General features: G+C 69.2%; 19 protein-coding genes. 10 read left to right on the forward strand and 9 right to left on the reverse strand.

Features of this window, described 5'->3' with window-relative positions; genetic code table 11:
• Positions 1 to 32: 32 nt before the first annotated feature.
• Together rpoD and dtd are read right to left on the reverse strand one after the other, a co-directional pair.
• Positions 33 to 1907, reverse strand: a complete 1875-nt coding sequence (rpoD, locus tag GST15_RS09370) for an RNA polymerase sigma factor RpoD (protein WP_159016972.1) — start codon at positions 1905 to 1907, stop codon at positions 33 to 35.
• 151 nt (positions 1908 to 2058) lie between these two features.
• Positions 2059 to 2499: a D-aminoacyl-tRNA deacylase gene (gene dtd / locus GST15_RS09375; protein WP_159016973.1), complete on the reverse strand. Its 441-nt coding sequence runs from the start codon at positions 2497 to 2499 to the stop codon at positions 2059 to 2061.
• Positions 2500 to 2561: 62 nt separating this feature from the next.
• Here dtd and GST15_RS09380 point away from each other — a divergent pair, with 62 nt between their 5' ends.
• Positions 2562 to 3482, forward strand: coding sequence for a lauroyl acyltransferase (locus tag GST15_RS09380; RefSeq protein ID WP_159016974.1), 921 nt, complete (start codon positions 2562 to 2564; stop codon positions 3480 to 3482).
• A complete protein-coding gene (locus tag GST15_RS09385) occupies positions 3482 to 4252 on the forward strand; it encodes a glycosyltransferase family 2 protein (protein WP_159016975.1) in 771 nt (256 codons plus the stop codon). Before GST15_RS09380 ends, GST15_RS09385 begins: the two co-directional genes overlap by 1 nt.
• Here GST15_RS09385 and GST15_RS09390 read toward each other — a convergent pair.
• The 5 genes from GST15_RS09390 to def form a co-directional block, all read right to left on the reverse strand.
• Positions 4249 to 5205, reverse strand: a complete 957-nt coding sequence (locus GST15_RS09390; protein ID WP_159016976.1) for a glycosyltransferase family protein — start codon at positions 5203 to 5205, stop codon at positions 4249 to 4251. The genes GST15_RS09385 and GST15_RS09390 overlap by 4 nt on opposite strands.
• A 1-nt stretch (position 5206) precedes the next feature.
• The gene (locus tag GST15_RS09395) at positions 5207 to 6913 is read right to left on the reverse strand and encodes an ArnT family glycosyltransferase (protein ID WP_159016977.1); all 1707 of its coding nucleotides are present in this window, start codon (positions 6911 to 6913) and stop codon (positions 5207 to 5209) included.
• A 39-nt stretch (positions 6914 to 6952) separates the two neighbouring features.
• A complete protein-coding gene (gene rsmB / locus GST15_RS09400; protein WP_159016978.1) occupies positions 6953 to 8269 on the reverse strand; it encodes a 16S rRNA (cytosine(967)-C(5))-methyltransferase RsmB in 1317 nt (438 codons plus the stop codon).
• On the reverse strand, positions 8266 to 9186 hold the full coding sequence (gene fmt, locus GST15_RS09405; RefSeq protein WP_159017138.1) for a methionyl-tRNA formyltransferase: 921 nt from the start codon (positions 9184 to 9186) through the stop codon (positions 8266 to 8268). Before fmt ends, rsmB begins: the two co-directional genes overlap by 4 nt.
• A 123-nt stretch (positions 9187 to 9309) precedes the next feature.
• Positions 9310 to 9828 carry a peptide deformylase gene (gene def, locus GST15_RS09410; RefSeq protein ID WP_159016979.1) on the reverse strand — a complete coding sequence of 173 codons (519 nt, stop codon included), beginning with the start codon at positions 9826 to 9828 and terminating at the stop codon, positions 9310 to 9312.
• A gap of 154 nt (positions 9829 to 9982) precedes the next feature.
• On the opposite strand from def, the gene GST15_RS09415 reads away from it, so the two are divergent.
• The 7 genes from GST15_RS09415 (at position 9983) to GST15_RS09445 (ending at position 17792) form a co-directional block, all read left to right on the forward strand.
• Positions 9983 to 11158: a LysM peptidoglycan-binding domain-containing protein gene (locus GST15_RS09415; protein WP_159017139.1), complete on the forward strand. Its 1176-nt coding sequence runs from the start codon at positions 9983 to 9985 to the stop codon at positions 11156 to 11158.
• A 75-nt stretch (positions 11159 to 11233) separates the two neighbouring features.
• Positions 11234 to 12370: a DNA-processing protein DprA gene (dprA, locus tag GST15_RS09420; protein WP_159016980.1), complete on the forward strand. Its 1137-nt coding sequence runs from the start codon at positions 11234 to 11236 to the stop codon at positions 12368 to 12370.
• A gap of 188 nt (positions 12371 to 12558) precedes the next feature.
• A complete protein-coding gene (locus GST15_RS09425; protein ID WP_159016981.1) occupies positions 12559 to 13050 on the forward strand; it encodes a DUF494 family protein in 492 nt (163 codons plus the stop codon).
• A 187-nt stretch (positions 13051 to 13237) separates the two neighbouring features.
• Entirely contained in the window at positions 13238 to 15799 is a 2562-nt protein-coding gene (locus GST15_RS09430; protein WP_159016982.1) for a DNA topoisomerase I, read from the forward strand.
• Between the two features lie 53 nt (positions 15800 to 15852).
• A complete protein-coding gene (tsaC, locus tag GST15_RS09435) occupies positions 15853 to 16419 on the forward strand; it encodes an L-threonylcarbamoyladenylate synthase type 1 TsaC (RefSeq protein WP_159016983.1) in 567 nt (188 codons plus the stop codon).
• Positions 16420 to 16482: 63 nt separating this feature from the next.
• A complete protein-coding gene (locus tag GST15_RS09440) occupies positions 16483 to 17169 on the forward strand; it encodes a DUF4124 domain-containing protein (protein ID WP_159016984.1) in 687 nt (228 codons plus the stop codon).
• Complete coding sequence (locus GST15_RS09445) at positions 17169 to 17792, forward strand: DUF4124 domain-containing protein (protein ID WP_159016985.1); 624 nt, start codon at positions 17169 to 17171, stop codon at positions 17790 to 17792. Before GST15_RS09440 ends, GST15_RS09445 begins: the two co-directional genes overlap by 1 nt.
• 25 nt (positions 17793 to 17817) lie before the next feature.
• Here the strand turns inward: GST15_RS09445 and GST15_RS09450 are convergent, their stop codons facing one another.
• Entirely contained in the window at positions 17818 to 18594 is a 777-nt protein-coding gene (locus GST15_RS09450; protein WP_159016986.1) for an SDR family oxidoreductase, read from the reverse strand.
• A 69-nt stretch (positions 18595 to 18663) separates the two neighbouring features.
• On the opposite strand from GST15_RS09450, the gene GST15_RS09455 reads away from it, so the two are divergent.
• Entirely contained in the window at positions 18664 to 18894 is a 231-nt protein-coding gene (locus GST15_RS09455; RefSeq protein WP_159016987.1) for a hypothetical protein, read from the forward strand.
• 33 nt (positions 18895 to 18927) lie between these two features.
• On the opposite strand, the gene sppA is transcribed toward GST15_RS09455, so the two are convergent.
• Entirely contained in the window at positions 18928 to 20811 is a 1884-nt protein-coding gene (gene sppA, locus GST15_RS09460) for a signal peptide peptidase SppA (RefSeq protein WP_159016988.1), read from the reverse strand.
• Between the last annotated feature and the right edge of the window lie 11 nt (positions 20812 to 20822).

The following is a 20822-nucleotide window of genomic DNA, read 5'->3' on the forward strand; positions in this document are numbered from 1 at the left end:
CGGGTTTTTTCCGGGTGCGCGCTGCCTTCCCGTTATTCGATGTCGAGAAAGCTGCGCAGCTGTTCGGAACGCGATGGATGCCGAAGCTTGCGCAATGCCTTGGCTTCTATCTGGCGGATGCGCTCGCGGGTGACGTCGAACTGCTTGCCGACTTCTTCCAGCGTGTGATCGGTGTTCATGTCGATGCCGAAGCGCATGCGCAGCACTTTGGCCTCGCGTGGCGTCAGCCCGGCGAGCACGTCGCGCACGGTCTCGGACAGGTTGATGTTGGTGGTGTTCTCGATCGGGGACTCGACGTTGGTGTCCTCGATGAAATCGCCCAGGTGTGAATCCTCGTCGTCACCGATCGGCGTCTCCATCGAGATCGGTTCCTTGGCGATCTTCATGACCTTGCGGATCTTGTCCTCGGGCATGTCCATCTCTTTCGCCAACTCTTCCGGCGTCGCCTCGCGGCCGAACTGCTGCAGCATCTGCCGGCTGATGCGGTTGAGCTTGTTGATCGTCTCGATCATGTGCACCGGGATGCGGATGGTGCGCGCCTGGTCGGCGATCGAGCGCGTGATCGCCTGGCGGATCCACCAGGTCGCATACGTCGAGAACTTGTAGCCGCGGCGGTATTCGAACTTGTCGACCGCCTTCATCAGGCCGATGTTGCCCTCCTGGATGAGATCCAGGAACTGCAGGCCGCGGTTGGTGTACTTCTTGGCGATCGAGATCACCAGGCGCAGGTTGGCCTCGACCATTTCCTTCTTGGCGCGGCGGGCCTTGGCTTCGCCCGTGGCCATCTGCCGGCTGATGTCCTTGATGTCGGGCAGGGTCACGTGCATCGCGTGTTCGATCGCGATGGTGGCTTCCTGCTCGGCGACGATCTGGTCCTTGACGTCGCGCAGGGCCGATGACCATTTCTGCTTGCGCTTGAGAACCTCGTCAACCCACTGCAGGTTGGTCTGGTTGCCTTCCCAGGCGCGGATGAAATCCTTGCGCGGCATCTTCGCCACGCGCGTGGTCAGGTCGAGGATGCGGCGTTCGTGGTCCTTGATCTGGCCCAGCACCTCGCGCAGCTTGCGCACCAGCGTGTCGGTCAGCGGCAAGGGCAGCTTGAGCGTCATGAACTGCTCGGCCATCTCCTCGCGCAGCTTCAGCACCGGCTTGGCGCTGGGACCGTTCTTGGCGAAGGATTTCTGGAACTTGACGTAGGACGCGGCCAGCGCCTCCATGCGGCGCGCGACTTCCAGCGGGTCGGGGCCGGTCGGGCCGGCTTCTTCCTCGGCGGTGTCTTCGTCGGCATCCTCGTCTTCGACGTCGTTCTCGGCGGCTTCGGCGAGCGCGGCGGCGGCCTCGACCTTGAGCGCCTCGGCGGCGGCCATTTCCTCTTCGGTCTCGACGAAACCGACCACGATCTCCGCCAGGCGCTTCTTGCCGGCCTTGTGCAGTTCGTAGTCTTCCAGCAGCAGGTTGATCGACCAGGGGAAGCTCGCCAGCGCGGCGCGCATCTGGTTCAGGCCTTCCTCGATGCGCTTGGCGATCGCGATCTCGCCCTCGCGGGTGAGCAGTTCGACCGTACCCATCTCGCGCATGTACATGCGCACCGGGTCGGTGGTGCGGCCGCCCTCGGCGTCGAGCGCCGACAGCGTGGCAGCGGCTTCCTCGGCGGCGGTGTCGTCGACCTCGCGGCTGCTGCCGGAGGTGCCGGCGAGCAACAGCGTCTCGGCATCGGGCGCGATTTCATGCACCTCGATGCCCATGCCATTGATCATGCCGATGATGTCTTCGATCTGCTCCGGGTCGACCATGTCGTCGGGGAGGTGATCGTTGACCTCGGCGTAGGTCAGGTAACCCTGTTCCAGGCCCTTGCTGATCAGGATCTTGATATCGGATTGCGGAGCCTGACGTTTTTCGTTGGCCATGGGAGGCATGTCACCGGAAAGGGTGTAGGGAACCCTGCATTATACTGCGCAGGCAGGGGTTGCGCCCGTGTTGCTGCGCGCCGCCGCGCCGCGCGGGAGCAGCGAGACTCTCGGGCTGCCAACGGCGACGCAAGCCAAAGCCAGCCAGGGCTCAGGCCCGCAGCAGGAAGGTCACCGGGCCGTCATTGATCAGGCTCACCGTCATATGGGCGCCAAATCGGCCGATTTCCACCCCCGGCGCGTGTTTTTGCCGGCACGATGCCACCAGCCTGTCGAACAGCGGTTCAGCTTCGGCGGGCGCCGCGGCCGTGCTGAATCCCGGGCGCATGCCCGACGCGGTGTCCGCGGCCAGAGTGAACTGGCTGACCAGCAACAGGCCGCCGCCGCAATCGGCCAGCGAGCGGTTCATGCGCCCGGCGTTGTCGGCGAAGACGCGATACCCGAGCAGGCGCTCGGCCATGCGTGCGACCTGGGCCTCGCCATCGCCGGGTTCGATGCCGACCAGAGCCAGCAACCCCGGACCGATCGCCCCCACGGTGTCGCCGTCCACCTCGACGCGGGCTTCGGTGACGCGCTGGATCAATGCGAGCATGGATCGATCGTCCGCGTTCGCACCGCGCGCAGTCAATCCGACACTGCCCTTAGACTGCGCCGATGTTCGCCGACCGCATCGCTGGATTGCTCTTCGCGCTCGCCGCGGCGGCCGCGAGCCTGCCGCGGCGATGGCTGGATGCGCTCGCCGATGGCATCGCCGCGCTATGGCGCAGGCTCGATGCGCGCGAGAGCCGCGTCGCGCGTCGCAACCTGGAGCTGGCGCTGCCCGCGCTCGCGCCCGATGCACGCGACCGTCTGCAGCGCGCGGTCCTGCGCGCCACCGCGCGCCAGGCGCTGGAGACGCTGCGGTTCTGGACGCGCCCGCATGCCCGCAACCTGGCGCTGATCCGGGAGACGCACGGCGCCGAGCTGTTCGACGCCGCGCTGGCCAGCGGGCGCGGCGTGATCGTTGCCGCGCCGCACTACGGCAACTGGGAATTGCTGAACCAGTGGCTGGCCTCGCGCACGCCGCTGGCGATCCTGTACCGGGCACCGGAATCACGCATCGGCGAGGCCTTCCTGCAGCGCGTGCGTGCCGATGCCGGCGATCGTGTGACGCAGGTGCGCGCCGAAGGTCCCGCCGTCCGCCAGTTGTTCAAGCGACTGAAGGATGGCGGCGTGGTCGGCATCCTGCCCGACCAGCAGCCCAAGGCCGGCGAAGGGGAATTCGCGGCGTTCTTCGGGGTGCCCGCGCTCACCATGACCCTGCTGTCGCGGTTGGCCTCGCGCAGCGGCGCGGTGGTGTTGTTCGGGTATTGCGAACGCATCGACGGCTCGGCGGATTTCCGCCTGCGTTTCGAGCCGGCGCCCGACGCGCTGGCGTCGAGCGATGCGGCCGTCGGCGTCGCGGCACTCAACGCCGCCGTCGAGCGCATCGCCCGGCGCGACCTCGCCCAGTACCAGTGGACGTACAAGCGCTACACGCTGCAGCCGCCGGGCAGCGCGGTGGACAACCCCTACCGCGACCTGGAGCGGCACTGATGGCGGCACCGCTACCGCTGTCGGGTGTCGTCATCGCGAAGGATGAAGGCGATCGCATCGGTCGCTGCGTCGCCAGCCTGGCCGCGATCTGCAGCGATGTCCTCGTGCTGGATTCGGGATCCACCGACGACACCGTCGCCGCTGCCACCGCCGCCGGCGCCCGCGTGGAGCAGCAGCCCTGGCTGGGTTTCGCCGCGCAGAAGAACGTCGCCATCACGCGTGCGCGGCAGCCGTGGGTGCTGTTGCTCGATGCCGACGAATGGCTGGATCCGGGCGCGCCGGCAGTGCTGCGTGGCTTGTTCGACAGCGGCAAGGTCGAGGATGCCGATGTCTGGCGCCTGCTGCGGCGCACGCATTTCCTGGGCACGGCGCTCAACCATGGTGGCTGGGGCAGGGAGAAGGTCGAGCGCCTGTTCCGCAATGACCTGCGCTATCGACCGGCTGACGTGCACGAACGGCTCGACCTCGACGGGCGCCGCGTCGCCGACCTGCCCGCGCGCATCGAACACGACACCGCGCGCAGCGACGGCGAGTACGCCGCGAAGCTGCAGCGCTACGCCCGCCTGTGGGCGCAGCAGCAGCGCAGCGAAGGCCGCCGCGCCGGCGCGCTCGCCGCGCCGCTGCACGCGGCCGCGTATTGGCTGAAGAACGTCGTGCTGCGCGGTGGATTCCTCGATGGTCGCGGTGCGCGGCGCTACCACGCGCTGCACGCGCGCTACGTCCACGACAAGTACCGGCTGCTGCGCGACGCCTCGAGCGCGGTTGCCTAGAGCCGGCACGCGTCCGGCAGGCGTTGCCGGAACGCGCGGTCGTTGTCGAGGAAGAACGCGCGCGCCCGCGCACCCAGTTGCGCGCACTGCGCCGCGTCCAGCGCCAGCGCCTGCTCGACCGCCTGCTCGATCCCGTACCGGTCGACCAGCGCATGTTCGACGAGGCCTTCGCGACGCGTGCGCGCGACCCGGATCAGCAGGCCGCGATCGGGCGTCACCAGTTCGTTCATCGGTGCGGCATCGGTGGCCAGCACCACCGCGCCGATCCCGAGGGCTTCCACCAGGTGGTGGCCGAATCCCTCGGCTTCCGACGGGCAGAGGTGGAAGCGGTGCGCATTCTGCAGCCGCCGCAAGGTCGCGTCGTCCAGGTAATCGATGCGATGGTCGATGTTGTGGGCTGGCGGCCCGGGCCTGGCGACCTTCGGATGCTGCAAGACGGTCAGGCGCGGCCACTCCGGATGCTGGCGCCAGGTCTCCAGCAGCACCTGCGTGCCCTTGGCCGAACTGCGTCCGGCCAGGTGGAAGAACGCGTCCTCGCGCGCGATCGATGCATCCAGCCGGTCCTGGCTGGTGAAGCCGGTGAACACGGTGCGGCAACCCAGCGCCGCGAAGATGCCTTCGGCATGCCGGGTCTTGCACAGCACGCGCTCGAAGCGCGGCAGCCATGCCTGCCATTTGGGCAGGAACCATTCCGGATTCGGCATCAGCAGGTTATGCCGCGCCAGCGGCAGGCAGCGCTGGTAGACGCGCTCGACGAACAACTGGGTCTGCACGCGCCCGCGCAATCCGCGCGCGGCCCACAAGCTGCCCTCGCGCAGGCGGTTCACCAGCTGGCTGCCGCCGAAGCCGACGGCCTGCACGTCGTCGCCGCCATCGCGCAATACCTGCGCGATGAGGTGCAGGTCGCGGCTGAGGCCGACGCCGTTGTCGCGGCTGATGACGCGCACGGTCATTTCAGTCCGCGCAGTTCGTGGTGGCCGCGGCCGGCAGCAGCCACCAGGCGCGCCGGTTGGCCAGGCCGATCGGGCTGGCCTGGTCGCGCTGCACGCAGGGCGGCAGCGCCACGTCCTGCACCATCAGCCAGCGGCGTTGTGGCGCCTGCCGCTGCCACGCCACCGCGCGCTGCATCTGTTGCGGCCACGGCGCGGAAAAACCGAATGTCGCCGCCGGGCGGTCGGCCATCAGCAGGTTCTGCTCCTTCCACGCGACCAGGCCGAGCTGCGCGTCGGCGGGGATGTGGCTGCCGACCTGCTGCATCAGGCCGCGCGCGGAACTCGAATCGGTGAGCAGCGGATACGCGACCAGCCCGTACAGCACCCAGATGCCGGCCAGCATGGTCGCCAGCGCCTGCGGCGAGCGCCTGCGCCCGAACCACAGCAGGCTGCCGGCGCTCCACGCGGCGATGGCGATCAGCAACCACGCGCCGGCATGCGCCTGCGCCAGGCTCAAGCCACGCTCCACGATCAGCGTCTGCTCGAACCGCGGTGTCGCCGACAGCATGGCGATGCCGGTGGCCAATGTCGCCAACGCCAGCGCGCAACCGAAGACCAGTGCGAGCCATTGCGCCGATCGCCTGCGCACGATGCCCGGCAACAACGGCGCCAGTGCGAGGCACATCATCGGCAGCGCCGGCATGATGTAGACGTCGCGCTTGCCGCTGGGGATCGAGAAGAACAACACCACCAGCGCCCACCACGCCAGCGGCAGCAGGTAGCGTGCGTCGCGGCGGCGCAGGCGTCGCGCCCATGCGGGCAGCGCCCACGGCAGCGCCAGCGCCGTCGGCAGCCACGCGGTCAGCATCACTTCCAGGTGGTACCAGTGCGGCTGCGGGTGATCCCAGGATTTCGCGTAACGACCGGCGGTCTGGTGGAACAGGATGTCGTCGACGTAGGCGTGATACGCCGGATCCGCGCTCGACAGCGCGACAGCGAGCATCGGGACGAGCCACAGCGCCATCGCGACGAGGAAAGCGAGCGGGCCCAGCAGCACGCGCCACGCCAGCAATGGTGCGCGGATGTCGCGCCAGCCACGCAGCGTCGCGAACAATGCCGGCACCAGCATCACCAGCGCGAGCACGCCCACGCCCTTGGTGATGGTTCCCAGCCCGGCGGCGAACCAGCCCAGCGTCCACATCCGCCAGTCGGGTTCGGGGTCGTGGCGCGTGCTGAGGAAATGCCGCAGCAGGCCGTAGTTGGCCAGCGTGATCCAGAACGTCACCAGCGGATCGATCTGCGCTTTCTTCGACTGGTAGGTGAACTGCAACGCGAACAGCAGGGCCCAGCCGGCGTACAGGCCGACCCGCCGCGTCCACAGCCGCCTGCCGAGGTCGACCACGCACCACAAGGTGCCCAGCGACGCCAGCAGGGATGGCAGCAGGAAGGCGACGCGCCAGTTGCCGAAGACCATGTAACCGGCCGCCTGCAGCCACATCAGCAGCGGCGGCTTGTCGGCGTACAGCTCGTTGCCGCGATGCGGGAACAGCCAGTCGCCGCCATCGACCATCATCTTCGCGGCCAGGGCGAAGCGGGGTTCGTCGGCGGGCCAGGGATCGCGCAAGCCCAGGCCGGCGCCGAGCACCAGCAGCGCGACGATCCAGAACAGCCAGGTGTCGCGGGCCGCGCGGGAGGCGGGGTGCGGGGTCCAGGTCAATGCGTTTGGCATGCGGCGAATGATAGCGGCGCGCGCTTGCGTCACGCGGTGCTATGCGGCCTTGCGCAGTCGTGCATAGAAGAATCCGTCCATGCCGTCGTCGCCGGGCAGTCGCTGGTGGCCGTGGCCGCCTGGCGCCCCTGGCAGCGGCCGGCCGAAGCGGGCACCCAGCGCGTCGACGCGCGCATCCGGCGTGCGGGCGAGGAACGCCGCGACCTGTCGATCGTTTTCGCAGCGCAGGATCGAGCAGGTCGAATACAGCAGCGTGCCACCGGGTGCGAGCGTCGGCCACAGCGCATCGAGCAGCATGGACTGCGCCTGCGTCAGCGCCGCGATGTCGGCCTCGCGTCGATGCAGCAGGATGTCGGGTTGGCGACGCACGATGCCGGTGGCGCTGCAGGGCGCGTCGAGCAGCACCGCGTCGAACGGTCGACCATCCCACCAGGCGCCGACATCGGCGGCATCGGCCGCGCGCAGCGCCGCCGTCGCGCCCAGTGCGAGGCGATCGAGCGTGGCGCGCACGTTGCGCAGGCGTGCGGGGTCGACATCCAGCGCTAGCATCTGCAGGGACGGATCGCGTTCGAGCAGATGCGCCGCCTTGCCGCCGGGCGCGGCACAGGCATCGAGCACGCGGGCGCCGCGCGCAGGCGCCAGTGCGTCGGCGACCAGTTGCGCGCTGCCGTCCTGCACCGACAGCTCGCCGTCGGCGAACCCGGGCAGCGCCGACACCGGCACCGGCGCATCCACCCGCAGTCCATCGGGGCAGCGCGGATCGACGACCGCCTCGATCCGGCTGTCGTGCAGGCGCTGGCGACAGGCCTCGACCGAAATGCGTTGCGTGTTGACGCGCAGCCACAAGGGCGCGGCCTGCAGGCTGGCGCGCAGGATCTGGTCGATGTCCTCCGGCCAGTCCGTGCGCAACTGCTGCAGCAACCACGCCGGCCAGGCCGCGGCGGGATCACCCGCGGGCAGCGGCTCGCGCAACGCGCGCCGCAGCAGTGCGTTGACCAGACCGGCCTGGTGCGCATGCCCGAGCACGCGGGCGGCATCGACCGTCGAGGCGACCGCGGCATGCGCAGGCAATCCGAGCGCGTCCAGTTGCGCGAGGCCGGCCAGCAGCAGCGCGCGCAGGACGGCGTCGCGCCGCCCCAGCGGCTTGGGCATCCACGCCGACAGGGCGGCGTCGTAGCGCGTGCGCTGGCGCAATCCGGCGAACACGATCGCCTCCACCAGGGCGCGATCGCGCGGATCGGGCAAGGCCGGCAAGGCGGTCGCCAGTTCGCCGCGCAGCGAGCGGCCGCGATGCAGGACGGCGTCGAGCACACGCGTGGCGGCGACGCGGGAGGCGACGCCGGGCACGGCATTCATCGTGTTTTCAACTGCGGGTTGGCGTTGAGGAAATCCGCGGCGGTGATCGCCTTGCCGCCCTCGCGTTGCAGCACGCGCAGTCGCAATGCGCCCTGCCCGCAGGCGACGTCGATGCCCTCGCGTCCGGCCGCCAGCACCGTGCCGGGCAGCGCATCGTGCGCCAGCGGCAGGTCGACGGCGCCATGCACCCGCACGCGCTCGCCGCCCAGCATCGCTTCGGCCATCGGCCACGGATTGAACGCACGCACCTTGCGCGCCAGCGTGGCTGCCGGTTGCGACCAGTCCAGCCGCGCTTCGGCCTTGTCGAGCTTGCGGGCGTAGGTGGTGCCGACTTCGTCCTGCGGATGCGCCACCGGCTTCAGCCCTGCGCGCAGCAGCCCCAGGCCATCGGACAAGGTCTGCGCGCCGAGCGCGGCGAGCTTGTCGTGCAGTTGGCCGCCGGTTTCCGCGTCGCCGATCGGGATGCGCTGCGAGAGCAGGACCGGCCCGGTGTCCAGGCCTTTTTCCATCTGCATCAGGCAGACGCCGGTCTCGCTGTCGCCGGCCTCGATCGCGCGCTGGATCGGCGCGGCGCCGCGCCAGCGTGGCAGCAGCGACGCATGCACGTTCCAGCAGCCGAAGGTCGGGATGTCGAGGATGGACTGCGGCAGGATCAGGCCGTAGGCGACCACCACCAGCAGGTCCGGCCGCAGCGCGCGCAATGCATCGCGCGACAGCGCCGATTTCAGGGACTCGGGCTGCAACACCGGCAGCCCGCGCCGGACCGCTTCGAGCTTGACCGGCGACGGACGCAGGTCGCGGCCACGGCCTGCAGGGCGATCGGGTTGGGTGTAGACCGCCACCACTTCATTGCGTTCGGCCGCCGCGCGCAGCGATGGCACGGCGAAGTCCGGCGTGCCGGCGAACACGATCCTCAATGGCATGCGGTGGTTCCTTGGATGTCAGCGGGATCGCGGTAAACAGGAAGACCGCCCGCAGCGGTCATCGCGTGGCCATGGGCATTGCGGGGCAGCGGCGGCCCGCGGGTTCCGCACGCCAGGTCAGGCGGCGTCGGTCTGCTTTCGCTGCTTGGCGAGCTTCTTGCGGACCATCTCGCGCTTGAGCGGGGAGAGGTAGTCGACGAAGAGCTTGCCCTCCAGGTGATCCATTTCATGCTGCACGCAGACGGCCAGCAGGCCCTCGGCCTGCAGCGTGAACGCCGCGCCGTGCCGGTCCAGCGCCTGCACGGTGATGCTGTCGGCGCGGGCGACGTCGGCGAAGATTCCCGGCACCGACAGGCAGCCTTCCTGGTAGACCTGCTCGCCGCTGCGCCCGGTGATCAGCGGGTTGACGAAGACCAGCGGCTGGTTTTTCTCTTCGGAGATGTCGATCACCATGAAACGCCGGTGCACGTCGACCTGGCTGGCGGCCAGGCCAATGCCGGGCGCCTCGTACATGGTCTCGAACATGTCGTCGAGCAGTTGCTGGGTGGCCGGCTCGGCCAGCCAGCCCGGGTCCACCGGCGTCGCCCTGGTGCGCAGCCGTGGATCGGGGAATTCGAGGATCGGGAGCTGGGCCATGGCGGAAAAATGGGGGCGGCGGTCACATCCGCAAGCGGCACGGACGGTGGGCGGGCGATTGTAACGCCGCCGGCTTGCCAAGACGCATCGCTTGTGGGCTATATTGCCCCGGCAATACGGGGAAATCTCCAAGGGGAGCGGGTAGATGGACGCAATGCTTGAGCGCGCGTCGAAGGGGCTTCGCACGGCCGGGATCTTGACCAAGATCGTTGCCGTCGCGCTGCTGACCGTCGCGACCTATTCCGCCGCCGTCGAGATGCGCGGTGACCATCCGGATACCTATGTCGTGCAGCGTGGCGACACGCTCTGGGACATTGCCGGCCGCTTCCTCAAGCGGCCCTGGCTGTGGCCGGAGATCTGGCAGGCCAATCCGCAGGTCCGCAATCCGCACCTGATCTACCCGGGTGACGTGCTGAGCCTGGCGTACCTGGACCGGATGGCGGTGCAGCCCGGCCCCCGCGTCGGCTCGCCGATCAATGCGATCCCGCTGGCGGACGTCGAACCGTTCCTGAAGAACCTGCGCGTGGTCGACCAGTTCGACCAGATGCCCTACGTGGTCGGGCTGGAAGACGATCGCCTGCGGGCGAGCGAGGGCCAGGTCGCCTACGTCCGGGGCATCGCCGGCGCCCCGACGGGACAGCGGTATGCGGTGCTGCGGCCGACACAGCGCTTCACCCACCTGGACCGGACGCAATGCTGCGACCTGTTCCACAAGGACGACCTCGACTTCCGCGGCCGCCGCCTGATCGACTTCGAGAATTACTGGACCAACGTCGAGACGCCGGACAAGGGCAACGAGTTGCTCGGCTTCGAGCTGATGCAGGTCGGCGTCGGTACCGTCACCCGCGGCGAGGTGGGTGGCATCCAGGCCAGCACCCTGGTCCTGGACGCCGAAGGGCGGGAAGTCCGCATTGGCGATCGCCTCATCCCGGTCGACGCACAACCTTACGACCTGCAGTTCATCCCGCATCCGCCCAGGCAGCAGATGGACTACGGACGCGCGCGCGTCCTCGCGGTGGCTGACATGCTCAGCGCCGGTGGCCCACGTGACGTGGTGGCACTGTCGGTGGGCTCGCGCGAAGGCGTCGACAACGGCACCGTGTTCTCGATCTGGCGCGTGGGCAGCAATGCCGTGGACCGCGTGCGCGATGGCGACACGCGTAGCGAAGACACCATCGCGCGCGGAGCCAAGGTCCGCCTGCCGGATGAGTTCGCTGGCCATGTCATGGTGTTCCGCACCTTCGACAAGATGAGCTACGGGCTGGTGATGGACAGCATCAAGCCCAGCCGCGTGGGTTACGAACTCAAGCATCCCGACGCGCCGTACTGAGTCGCGGGAAAACCTGACACTGCACGACGACGGCGCCCGAGGGCGCCGTTTGTCGTTGCGGCCCACGCTGGCGCGATGATCGATCCAGCCACCGATTCCCTGCTGCGCCTGGTCCACGCCGGTGGTGGCGTCGCAGCGCGTCGTCGCCTGCTCGACAGCCATTCCGGCCCCCTCGCCGCGCTGGCGGCAGGTCCGCGCAACTGGCGCTCGCATGGCCTGGATGACGCGCAGGTGCTCGCGCTGGGCGACGACGACACCGAGCGCCTGGACTCGACCCGGCAATGGCTGGCGCAACCGCGGCACCACCTGCTGGGCTGGCACGACCCGGACTACCCCGCGCTGCTGCGCCGGATCCCCAGCCCGCCGCTGGCGCTGTTCGTCGCCGGCGATCCTGCCTGCCTGTGGCATCCGTCGGTCGCGGTGGTGGGCAGCCGCTCGCCCAGCGCGGGCGGCCGCGACAACGCGTTCGACTTCGCCCAGGCACTGGCGACATCCGGGCTGGCGGTCACCAGCGGGCTGGCCGCGGGCATCGACACGGCCGCGCACGAGGGCGCGCTGGCGGCCCAGGGCCGCACGATCGCCGTGCTCGGTACCGGCCCCGACGTGCCCTACCCGCGTGCCAACACCGCCTTGTACCAGCGCATCGCCGCCACCGGGGCGGTGGTCAGCGAGCACCCGCCGGGGACGCCGGCGCGGCGGGAATTCTTTCCCGGGCGCAATCGCATCATCGCCGGGCTGGCACTGGGCACGCTGGTGGTCGAGGCCGCGGAGCGCTCCGGCGCGCTGATCACCGCGCGCATGGCCAGCGATTGCGGCCGCGATGTCTTCGCGGTGCCGGGCTCGATCCACAACCCGACGGCGCGTGGCTGCCACCGCCTCATCCGCGAGGGTGCCGGGCTGGTGGAAAGCGCGCACGAGGTGATCGACGCCATCGGCTCGCTCGCCGCCGAACTGGCCGAGGCCTTGCGCGGGCGGCTGGCGGCCCCCAACTCGGCGGCCAGGGCGGGCACGGATGCTTCAGTCCCCAGCAGGCAAGCGATGGATGACGACCACCAGCGCTTGTGGCAGGCGCTGGGTCACGACCCAACGGGTATTGATCGGCTGGTCTCGCGAACCGGATTGACGGTGGCGGAACTGTCCTCCATGCTGCTGGTCATGGAGCTGGAAGGCCGTGTCGCGGTCGAGCATGGCCGGTATTCCCGCAAGCGCTGAGGTCGGGCCTGGTCCGGTCCCGGCGCGGCGACGCAGGACGCGTCGCAACCGTCACCGCGGGGGATCTGGTGACGGCGGTACCGGGCGCCATCCGGGTACCACGACGTCGGCGGGCAGGGAGCCCGACGACGACAACCGGCGCAAGCCGGTTCCTCTCCACAGCGCCACGCCGGCGCAGGCCGAGGGAAATGAAAGAGAGCATCCTGGATGTCCTGCTTTACCTGTTCGAGCACTATTTCACCGAAGACGTGAGCCCACCGCTGGGCGATCGCGCCGCGCTCAGCAGCGGTCCGCTGTTCCAGGAACTGAACCAGGCCGGCTTCAGCCCGGCGGAAATCAACAAGGCATTCGACTGGCTGGATGCGCTCGCCGAGCAGCGTCCCAGCGCCGGCATCCCGCGCGCGAACGGCCCGATCCGGGTGTATTTCGGCCCGGAGCTGGAGAAGCTCGACGTGCAGGCGCGTGGCTTCCTGCTGTTCCTGGAACAGCAGGGCATCCTCGATGCCGGCCAGCGGGAGCTGGTCCTGGACCGCGCGATGGCGCTGGACCAGGACGAGCTGGACCTGGAGGACGTGAAATGGGTCGTCCTGATGGTTCTGTTCAACCAGCCGGGGTCCGAAGCGGCCTATGCCTGGATGGAAACCCAGATGTTCCTGGACGAGCCGGAACCCGTGCACTAGCGCGGGTCTGCCGGACGTCGCGGCGGACACCGGCGCGGCCGGCGCTTGACAGCGGCGGCCGCGCCGTGATTCCACTGTAATAAGGAAAACCCAACGCCTGGAGTCCCGCTCCGGGCGTTTGCCTTCTCTGGAATCCCCCTGCGCTGCCATCCGGCGCGCCCCGCTGCAGACGAGACCCACCGCCGCCATGGCCAAGAACCTCCTGATCGTCGAGTCGCCGGCCAAGGCCAAGACGATCAACAAATACCTCGGCAAGGACTTCACCGTCCTGGCCTCCTACGGCCACGTCCGCGACCTGGTGCCCAAGGAGGGCGCGGTCGACCCGGCGAACGGCTTCGCCATGCGCTACGACCTGATCGAGAAGAACGAACGCCACGTCGAGGCCATCGCCAAGGCCGCCAAGTCCGCCGACCACCTCTTCCTGGCGACCGATCCGGATCGCGAAGGCGAGGCCATCAGCTGGCACATCGCCGAGATCCTGCGTGAGCGCGGCCTGCTCAAGGACAAGTCGCTGGAGCGTGTCGTCTTCACCGAGATCACCCCGCGCGCGATCAAGGAAGCGATGAACCACCCGCGTGCCATCGCCGCGAACCTGGTCGACGCGCAGCAGGCGCGCCGCGCGCTGGACTACCTGGTTGGCTTCAACCTGTCGCCGGTGCTGTGGCGCAAGGTGCAGCGCGGCCTGTCGGCCGGCCGCGTGCAGTCGCCGGCGCTGCGCATGATCGTCGAGCGCGAGGAGGAGATCGAGGCGTTCGTCGCACGCGAGTACTGGTCGATCGAAGCCGAATGCACCCATCCCGCGCAATCTTTCACCGCCAAGCTAAACAAGCTCGATGGCAGGAAGGTCGAGCAGTTCACGGTCACCGACGGCGACACCGCCGAGGCCGCGCGCGAGCGCATCGTGCGCGCCGCCAATGGCGCCCTGCATGTCACCGACGTCGCCAGCAAGGAGCGCAAGCGCCGGCCGTCGCCGCCGTTCACGACGTCCACGCTGCAGCAGGAAGCCTCGCGCAAGCTCGGCTTCACCACCAAGCGCACGATGCAGGTGGCGCAGCGCCTGTACGAAGGCGTGGTCATCGGCGACGAAGGCGCGGTCGGCCTGATCAGCTACATGCGTACCGACTCGGTCAGCCTGTCGGCGGAAGCGCTCAGCGAAATCCGCGACGTGATCGCGCGCGACTTTGGCACGCGCGCGCTGCCGGACAAGCCCAATGTCTACCTCACCAAGGCCAAGAACGCGCAGGAAGCCCACGAAGCGGTGCGCCCCACTTCGGCGTTGCGCACGCCGACGCAGGTCGCGCGCTATCTCGGCGACGACGAGCGCCGCCTGTACGAGTTGATCTGGAAGCGCGCGGTGGCCTCGCAGATGGTCCCCGCCACCCTCAACACGGTCTCCGTGGACCTGGCCGCCGGCAGCGAGCACAGCTTCCGCGCGTCCGGCACGACCGTGATCGATCCGGGCTTCCTCGCCGTCTACGAGGAAGGCAAGGACACGGTGAGCAAGGACGAGGCCGACGAGGCGCGCAAGCTGCCGCCGATGAAGACCGGCGACCGCATCCCGCTCGAACGCATCCACGCCGACCAGCACTTCACCCAGCCGCCGCCGCGCTTCACCGAAGCCGCGCTGGTCAAGGCGCTGGAGGAATACGGCATCGGCCGTCCGTCGACGTACGCGTCGATCATCCAGACGCTGCTGTTCCGCAAGTACGTCGAGATGGAAAGCCGCAGTTTCCGTCCCAGCGACGTCGGCCGCGCGGTGTCGAAGTTCCTGTCCGGACACTTCACCCAGTACGTCGACTACGACTTCACCGCCAAGCTCGAGGACGAGCTCGATGCGGTCAGTCGCGGCGAGGAGGAATGGATCCCGCTGATGGAGCGCTTCTGGGCGCCGTTCAAGCAGCTGGTGGACGAGAAGACCGAGTCGGTCGATCGCAGCGAAGCCTCCGGCGCGCGCGAACTTGGCACCGATCCCAAGACCGGCAAGCCGGTCAGCGTGCGCCTGGGTCGCTATGGTCCTTACGCCGCGATCGGCAGCACCGCGGAAGACGAGGCGGAAAAGCCGACCTTCGCATCGCTGCGCCCCGGCCAGAGCATGCACACGATCTCGCTGGCCGACGCGCTGGAGCTGTTCAAGCTGCCGCGCAAGCTCGGCCAGAGCAACGGCGAGGAGGTCAGCGTCGGCATCGGCCGCTTCGGCGCGTTCGCCAAGCGCGGCAGCGTGTATGCCTCGCTGAAGAAGGAGGACGATCCGTACACGATCGACCTGGCGCGCGCCGAGGCGCTGATCGACGAGAAGGAAGAAATCGCGCGCAACCGCATCATCAAGTCCTTCGAGGACTGCGACATCCAGGTGCTCAACGGCCGCTATGGACCCTACATCAGCGACGGCAAGCTCAACGGCCGCATCCCCAAGGATCGCGAGCCGGCGTCGCTGACGCGCGACGAGGTGATCAAGCTGCTGGAGGAAACCGGCAAGCCGATGCGTGGCCGCTTCGGCAAGAAGGTCGCCAAGAAGGCGCCCGCGAAGAAGGCCGCGGCAAAGGCCCCGGGCGACAAGGTCGCGGCGGCGAAGAAGGCCCCGGCGAAGAAAGTCGCGAAGAAAGCGGCGAATAAAGCCGTGAAGAAAGCCGCCGGCAAGGCGGTGAAGAAGACGTCGGCGAAACCCGCGAGCGGGAAGGCGGCCGCGAAGAAGACCGCGACCGCGACGCGCAAGGGCGCCGGCGCCGCTGTCGACGACGCGCCGTTCTAGGAGCGCCGGGCCGCGCGGTGCGTCGGTTGGCGCCCGCGCGCTAAGCTTGCGGCATGCCTGCAGCACTGACGCCGTCCGCGGCCGCCGATGTCCTCCACCGTGGCGGCGTGATTGCCTATCCCACCGAGGCCGTGTGGGGCCTGGGCTGCGATCCCTTCCATGAAGCCGCGGTCCTGCGACTGCTGGCGCTGAAACAGCGCGAGGTCGACAAGGGCGTGATCCTGATCGCGGGCGCGCTCGAGCAATTCGCGGCGCTGCTGGACTGGGACGTGCTGCCCACCGATCGCAGCGAAGCGGTCTTCGCGACATGGCCGGGCCCGCATACCTGGGTGGTGCCGGCCACCGGCCGCGTGCCGCACTGGATCACCGGCCGGCACGATGGGGTCGCGGTGCGGGTCAGCGCACATCCGGTGGTGGTGGCGCTGTGCGCGGCGTTCGGCGGGCCATTGGTCTCCACCAGCGCCAATCGCGCCGGCCTTCCCGCGCCCCGGCAACGCGCCGACATCGAGGCCGCGCTGCTGGACGGCACCGATGGCTGGGTCGTCGGCGACACCGGCGACCTGGCGGCGCCGACCATCATCCGCGATGCGCGCAGCGGCGCGCTGCTGCGCGGCGGCTGAACCGGCAGGAACCACGGCCGCCGCCTGCTTGGCGCGCGGCGACATCCGCGTGCAAGATGCGCCATGCGTTTTCCGGTCGTTGTCGTCGCCCTGTTGCTCGCCACTGCGGCGCCGGTCACGCGTGCGGTGGGCGAAGTCACCATCTACCGCTGCACGGACGCTTCCGGCCACCTGACGCTGCGCGATACGCCCTGCCGCAAGGGCGAGAAGCAACAGGCCCGGACCATGATCCGGCCAACGGATGCGCCTGCGACGCCGCCCGCTCCTGCCGCGCGTGCACGCCCGGTCGACGACGACGCTGCGTTGCAGCGGCAGCGCACGGTCTACATCACGCCGCCGCGTCCGTTGTACGAATGCGTGACGCCCGATGGCGCGGTCTATACGAGCGACAGCGGCGAGGGCAATCCGCGCTGGGTCCCGCTGTGGACGCTGGGCTATCCCATCGCGCGGCCGCGGCATGGGATGACGGGCGACACCGACCTTGCGATCACCGACGGCCGGGTCCGCATCGACGACCACCACACCCGGCTGTACCCGCCCCTCCATGGCGCGGCCGCCTGGGGCGCCGGCACCTGGGTGCGCGATGACTGCCATGCGCTGCCGCAGGACGAAGTGTGCTCGCGCCTGGTGGACCGTCGCGACGAGATCCGTCGTCGCTTCTTCAACGCCATGCCCAGCGAGCGTGACGTGTTGCGGGTGGAGGAGCGCGGCATCAACGCGCGCCTGGCCAACGATTGCGGAAGCGACTGATGCGGCAATGGCGCGCACTGGTCCTGGTCTGCGCCGTGGCGCTGGCGCACGCGCATGCGCGCGCAGCCGCGCCCAGCGTGGTGATCTATCGTTGCACCGATGCATTCGGTGCGGTCACGCTGCAGAACAATGCCGCCTGTCCCAAGGGCACCCGCCAGCAGAGACAGGTGATCGAATCGCCGCCGCCGATGCCGGCGTACCGCCCGGTGCCCATGCCGATGCCCGCTCCCGATCCAGCACCGCCGGCGACGGTTGCCGACAGCGTGCCGGCGACACCGGTCATTGCCGACAGCGAGCGCCTGCCGCCACCGGCGCTGTACCAGTGCAACACCTACGACCACGACAGCTACCTGAGTGAAACCAGCACGCCGGAGCCGCGTTGCGTGCGGCTGCAGACCACCAACCTGGAGGGCGCGGCGGATGACGCTGCCGGCGTCGCCTGCCAGATGGTGACCGACCAGTGCCAGCGGGTCGGTGACGGCGCCGCCTGCGACAGCTGGAAGCAGCGCCTGCGCGAAACCGAAGCGGCGTGGAAATTCGCGCGCCCCGATGATGCCGAGGCCAACAAGGCCGAGTTCGAACGGGTCCGGAAGATCGTGCGCGAAAGCACCTGCGGCAAGTGACCGCAGTGACGGCCCGTCGCCGCAGCTAGAACCCGTTGCGCAGGAAGCCCCCGTCGACCGCGATGCATTCGCCGGTGACGTAGGCAGCCGCGGGCAGGCACAGGAAAGCCACCGCCGCGGCGACTTCCTCGGGCTCGCCGATGCGCCCCATCGGCGTGCGCAGCAGCACCTCGTCCAGGTAATCCGGATCGGCGAGCGAATCCGACGTGCGTCGCGTGCGGATGTACCACGGCGCCACCGCGTTGACGCGCACGCCATCCTCGGCCCATTCCACCGCGAGGTTGCGCGTGAGCTGGTGCAGCCCGGCCTTGGCCATGCCATAGGCCGCGCCGGTGCGCACGTGCGTGAGCCCGGAGACGCTGCCGACGTTGACGATGCTCGACGCCGCGTGCCGCGTGAGCAACGGATGCGCATAGCGCGACAATTCGAAGGCGGAAAACAGGTTGACCTCGAAGATCTCCCGCCACTCGTCGTCGGTGTAATCGACCGCGGCGCGCCTGCGGTTGCCGCCGGCGTTGTTGACCAGGATGTTCAGGCCCTCGCCGCGGTCCTCGACCCAATCGAGGATCTCCCGGCGCTGTTCCTCGTCGGCCACGTCGGCGACCAATGCATGCACGATGCCGTCGGGCACTTCCTCGGCGAGTTCGTCGCGGGTGCGATCCAGCGCCGCCGCGTCGCGCGCGACGATGAGGACTTCCGCGCCGAATCCCAGCAGTTCGCGTGCGATCGCGCGGCCGATGCCGGCGCTGCCGCCGGTGACCAGCGCCAGTTGCCCATCGAGTCGCCAGCGGTTGGGATCCATGCGCCGTCTCTGGTCGGGGTTGCGCGTAGCATAGCCCCGGGTCGATCGGCCACGTCACCGGAGAACGCGATGGACGTCCTGCTGCGCTGCTGCGCGCTGTCGTTGCTGCTGGCCTGCAGTGCCTGCAGCAAGCCCGAACCGCCGAAGAAGGAACGTCCGCCCGAACCGCAGGCGCAGCACGACACGCAGCTGCGCGATGCGATCCAGGCGCCGATCGATCGCGCCAAGGCGGTCGAGCCGCAGGTGCTGGATGCGGCCAAGCAGGAACAGGACGCGATCGACGCGCAGACCGACGGCTGATGCCGCCAGCGGCGGCATCGCGTCAGGCCATGCTCACAAGCCGCAGAAGCAGTACGCCAGCGCCTGCACCGGCGCAGCATGGCGCGCTTGCAGTGCGTGATCCAGGAACGCCAGGTCATCGCGCGTCTGCGGCAGGGCGTGCGCCATCAGCGTCCCCGCGATGCCCGAATCCTTCAGCCATGCGGCGGCGATGCGGTTCTGCGCGAAGCGGTTGAAGAAGCGTTCGAACGGCGTCGCCTGCTTTTCCACGTAGCGCACCTGGTAACGGTCCGGCGCGCCGAGTTTCGCCCGCGACGCTGCGTCGGCGACCGCATCCTCGATGCCGCCGAAGCGGTCGACGAGGCCGCGGTCCTTCGCCTGCGCGCCGCTCCAGACGCGCCCGCGCGCGATCGCATCGATGTCGGCGACGCTGCGTCCGCGCGCGCTGGCGACGCGCCCGGTGAAGTCGCGGTAACCCTTGTCGATCACCGACTGCACCATCGCGCCGACGTCCGGATCCAGTGGCCGGGTGACATCGAAGGCGCCGGCGAAGCGCGTGGTGCCGACGCCGTCGGTGTGCACGCCCAGCTTGGCCAGCGTGCGCGGAATGGTGGGGATCAGCCCGAAGATGCCGATCGATCCGGTGATCGTCGACGGATCGGCATAGATGCGATCGGCATTCATCGAGATCCAGTAGCCGCCCGATGCCGCGACGTCGCCCATCGACACCACCACCGGCTTGCCGGCTGCCTTGAGCGCGGCGACCTGGCGGCGGATCTGTTCGGAGGCGAAGACTTCGCCGCCGGGTGAATTCACGCGCAGCACCACGGCCTTGACCCGGTCGTCGTCGCGCGCGTCGCGCAGCAACGCCGAGGTGGATTCGCCACCGACGCTGCCCGGCGGCTGCTTGCCACCGGCGATCTCGCCTTCGGCGACGACCACCGCGACCTGCGGACGCGCCGCGACGCTCCCCAGCGCGTTGTCGATGTGCCCCAGGTAGCCATCCAGGGAGATTTCGCGGAAGCCGTCCTCGGCATCGTCGTCGGCGACGCCGCGCCTGGCGAGCAGGTCGTCGAGTTCGTCTTCGGTCTTCAGGCCATTGACCAGGCGCTGGCGCAATGCGAATTGCGCCAGGTCGCCCTGCGCCGCGGCCAGTCCCTGCGGCAAGGTGTCGATGCCGTTGGCCAGCTGCTGCACGCTCACGCCGCGCACGCGCGCGATATCGCCGAGGTAGCGCTGCCAGATGTCGTTCATCCAGAACAGGTCCGCTTCCTTGGACGCCGGCGAGGCGGCATCGAGGATGTAGGGCTCGGCGGCGGACTTGTATTCGCCGACCCGGAACAGGTGCACGTCGACGCCGAGCTTGTCCTGCAGGCCTTCGCGGTAGTACTGGCGATAGCGGCCCAGCCCCTCGAGCATCAGCCCGCCCATCGGATCCAGGTAGACCTCGTTGGCCTGCGCCGCGAGCAGGTACTGGCCCTGGTCGAAGTTGTCGCCGAACGCCACCACCTGCTTGCCCGATGCACGCAGGCGCGCGATCGCGGCGGCGACTTCGCGGATGGATGCATAGCCGGAAAACTGCATGCGATCGGTGCGCAGCAGGACGCGCTCGATGCGCTTGTCATCGCGGGCCGCGTCGATCGCCCGCAGCAGGTCGCGCAACTGCACTTCGCCGGCACCGGTGTCGCCAAGCGCCCTGGCCAGTGCGCGACTGGCCGGATCGGAGGTGTACTGCTCGACGAGCTTGCCTTCCGGCGCGATCACCAGCGTCGTGCGCGGCAGCAGCGGGCGGCCGTCATCGCTCATGATCGCCCCCGCCACCAGCAGCAGCACCAGCACGAAGACCAGGTTGAACACCAGCCGGCGCGTGAAGTTGACGGCATCCCACAGGCCCACGAAGAAGCGGGCGATGGGGCCGCGGCGGCGGGTGTCATTCATTGAACGCGGAC

It is taken from the genome of Cognatiluteimonas profundi, assembly GCF_009792795.1.
In the GTDB taxonomy this organism is placed as follows: domain Bacteria; phylum Pseudomonadota; class Gammaproteobacteria; order Xanthomonadales; family Xanthomonadaceae; genus Cognatiluteimonas; species Cognatiluteimonas profundi.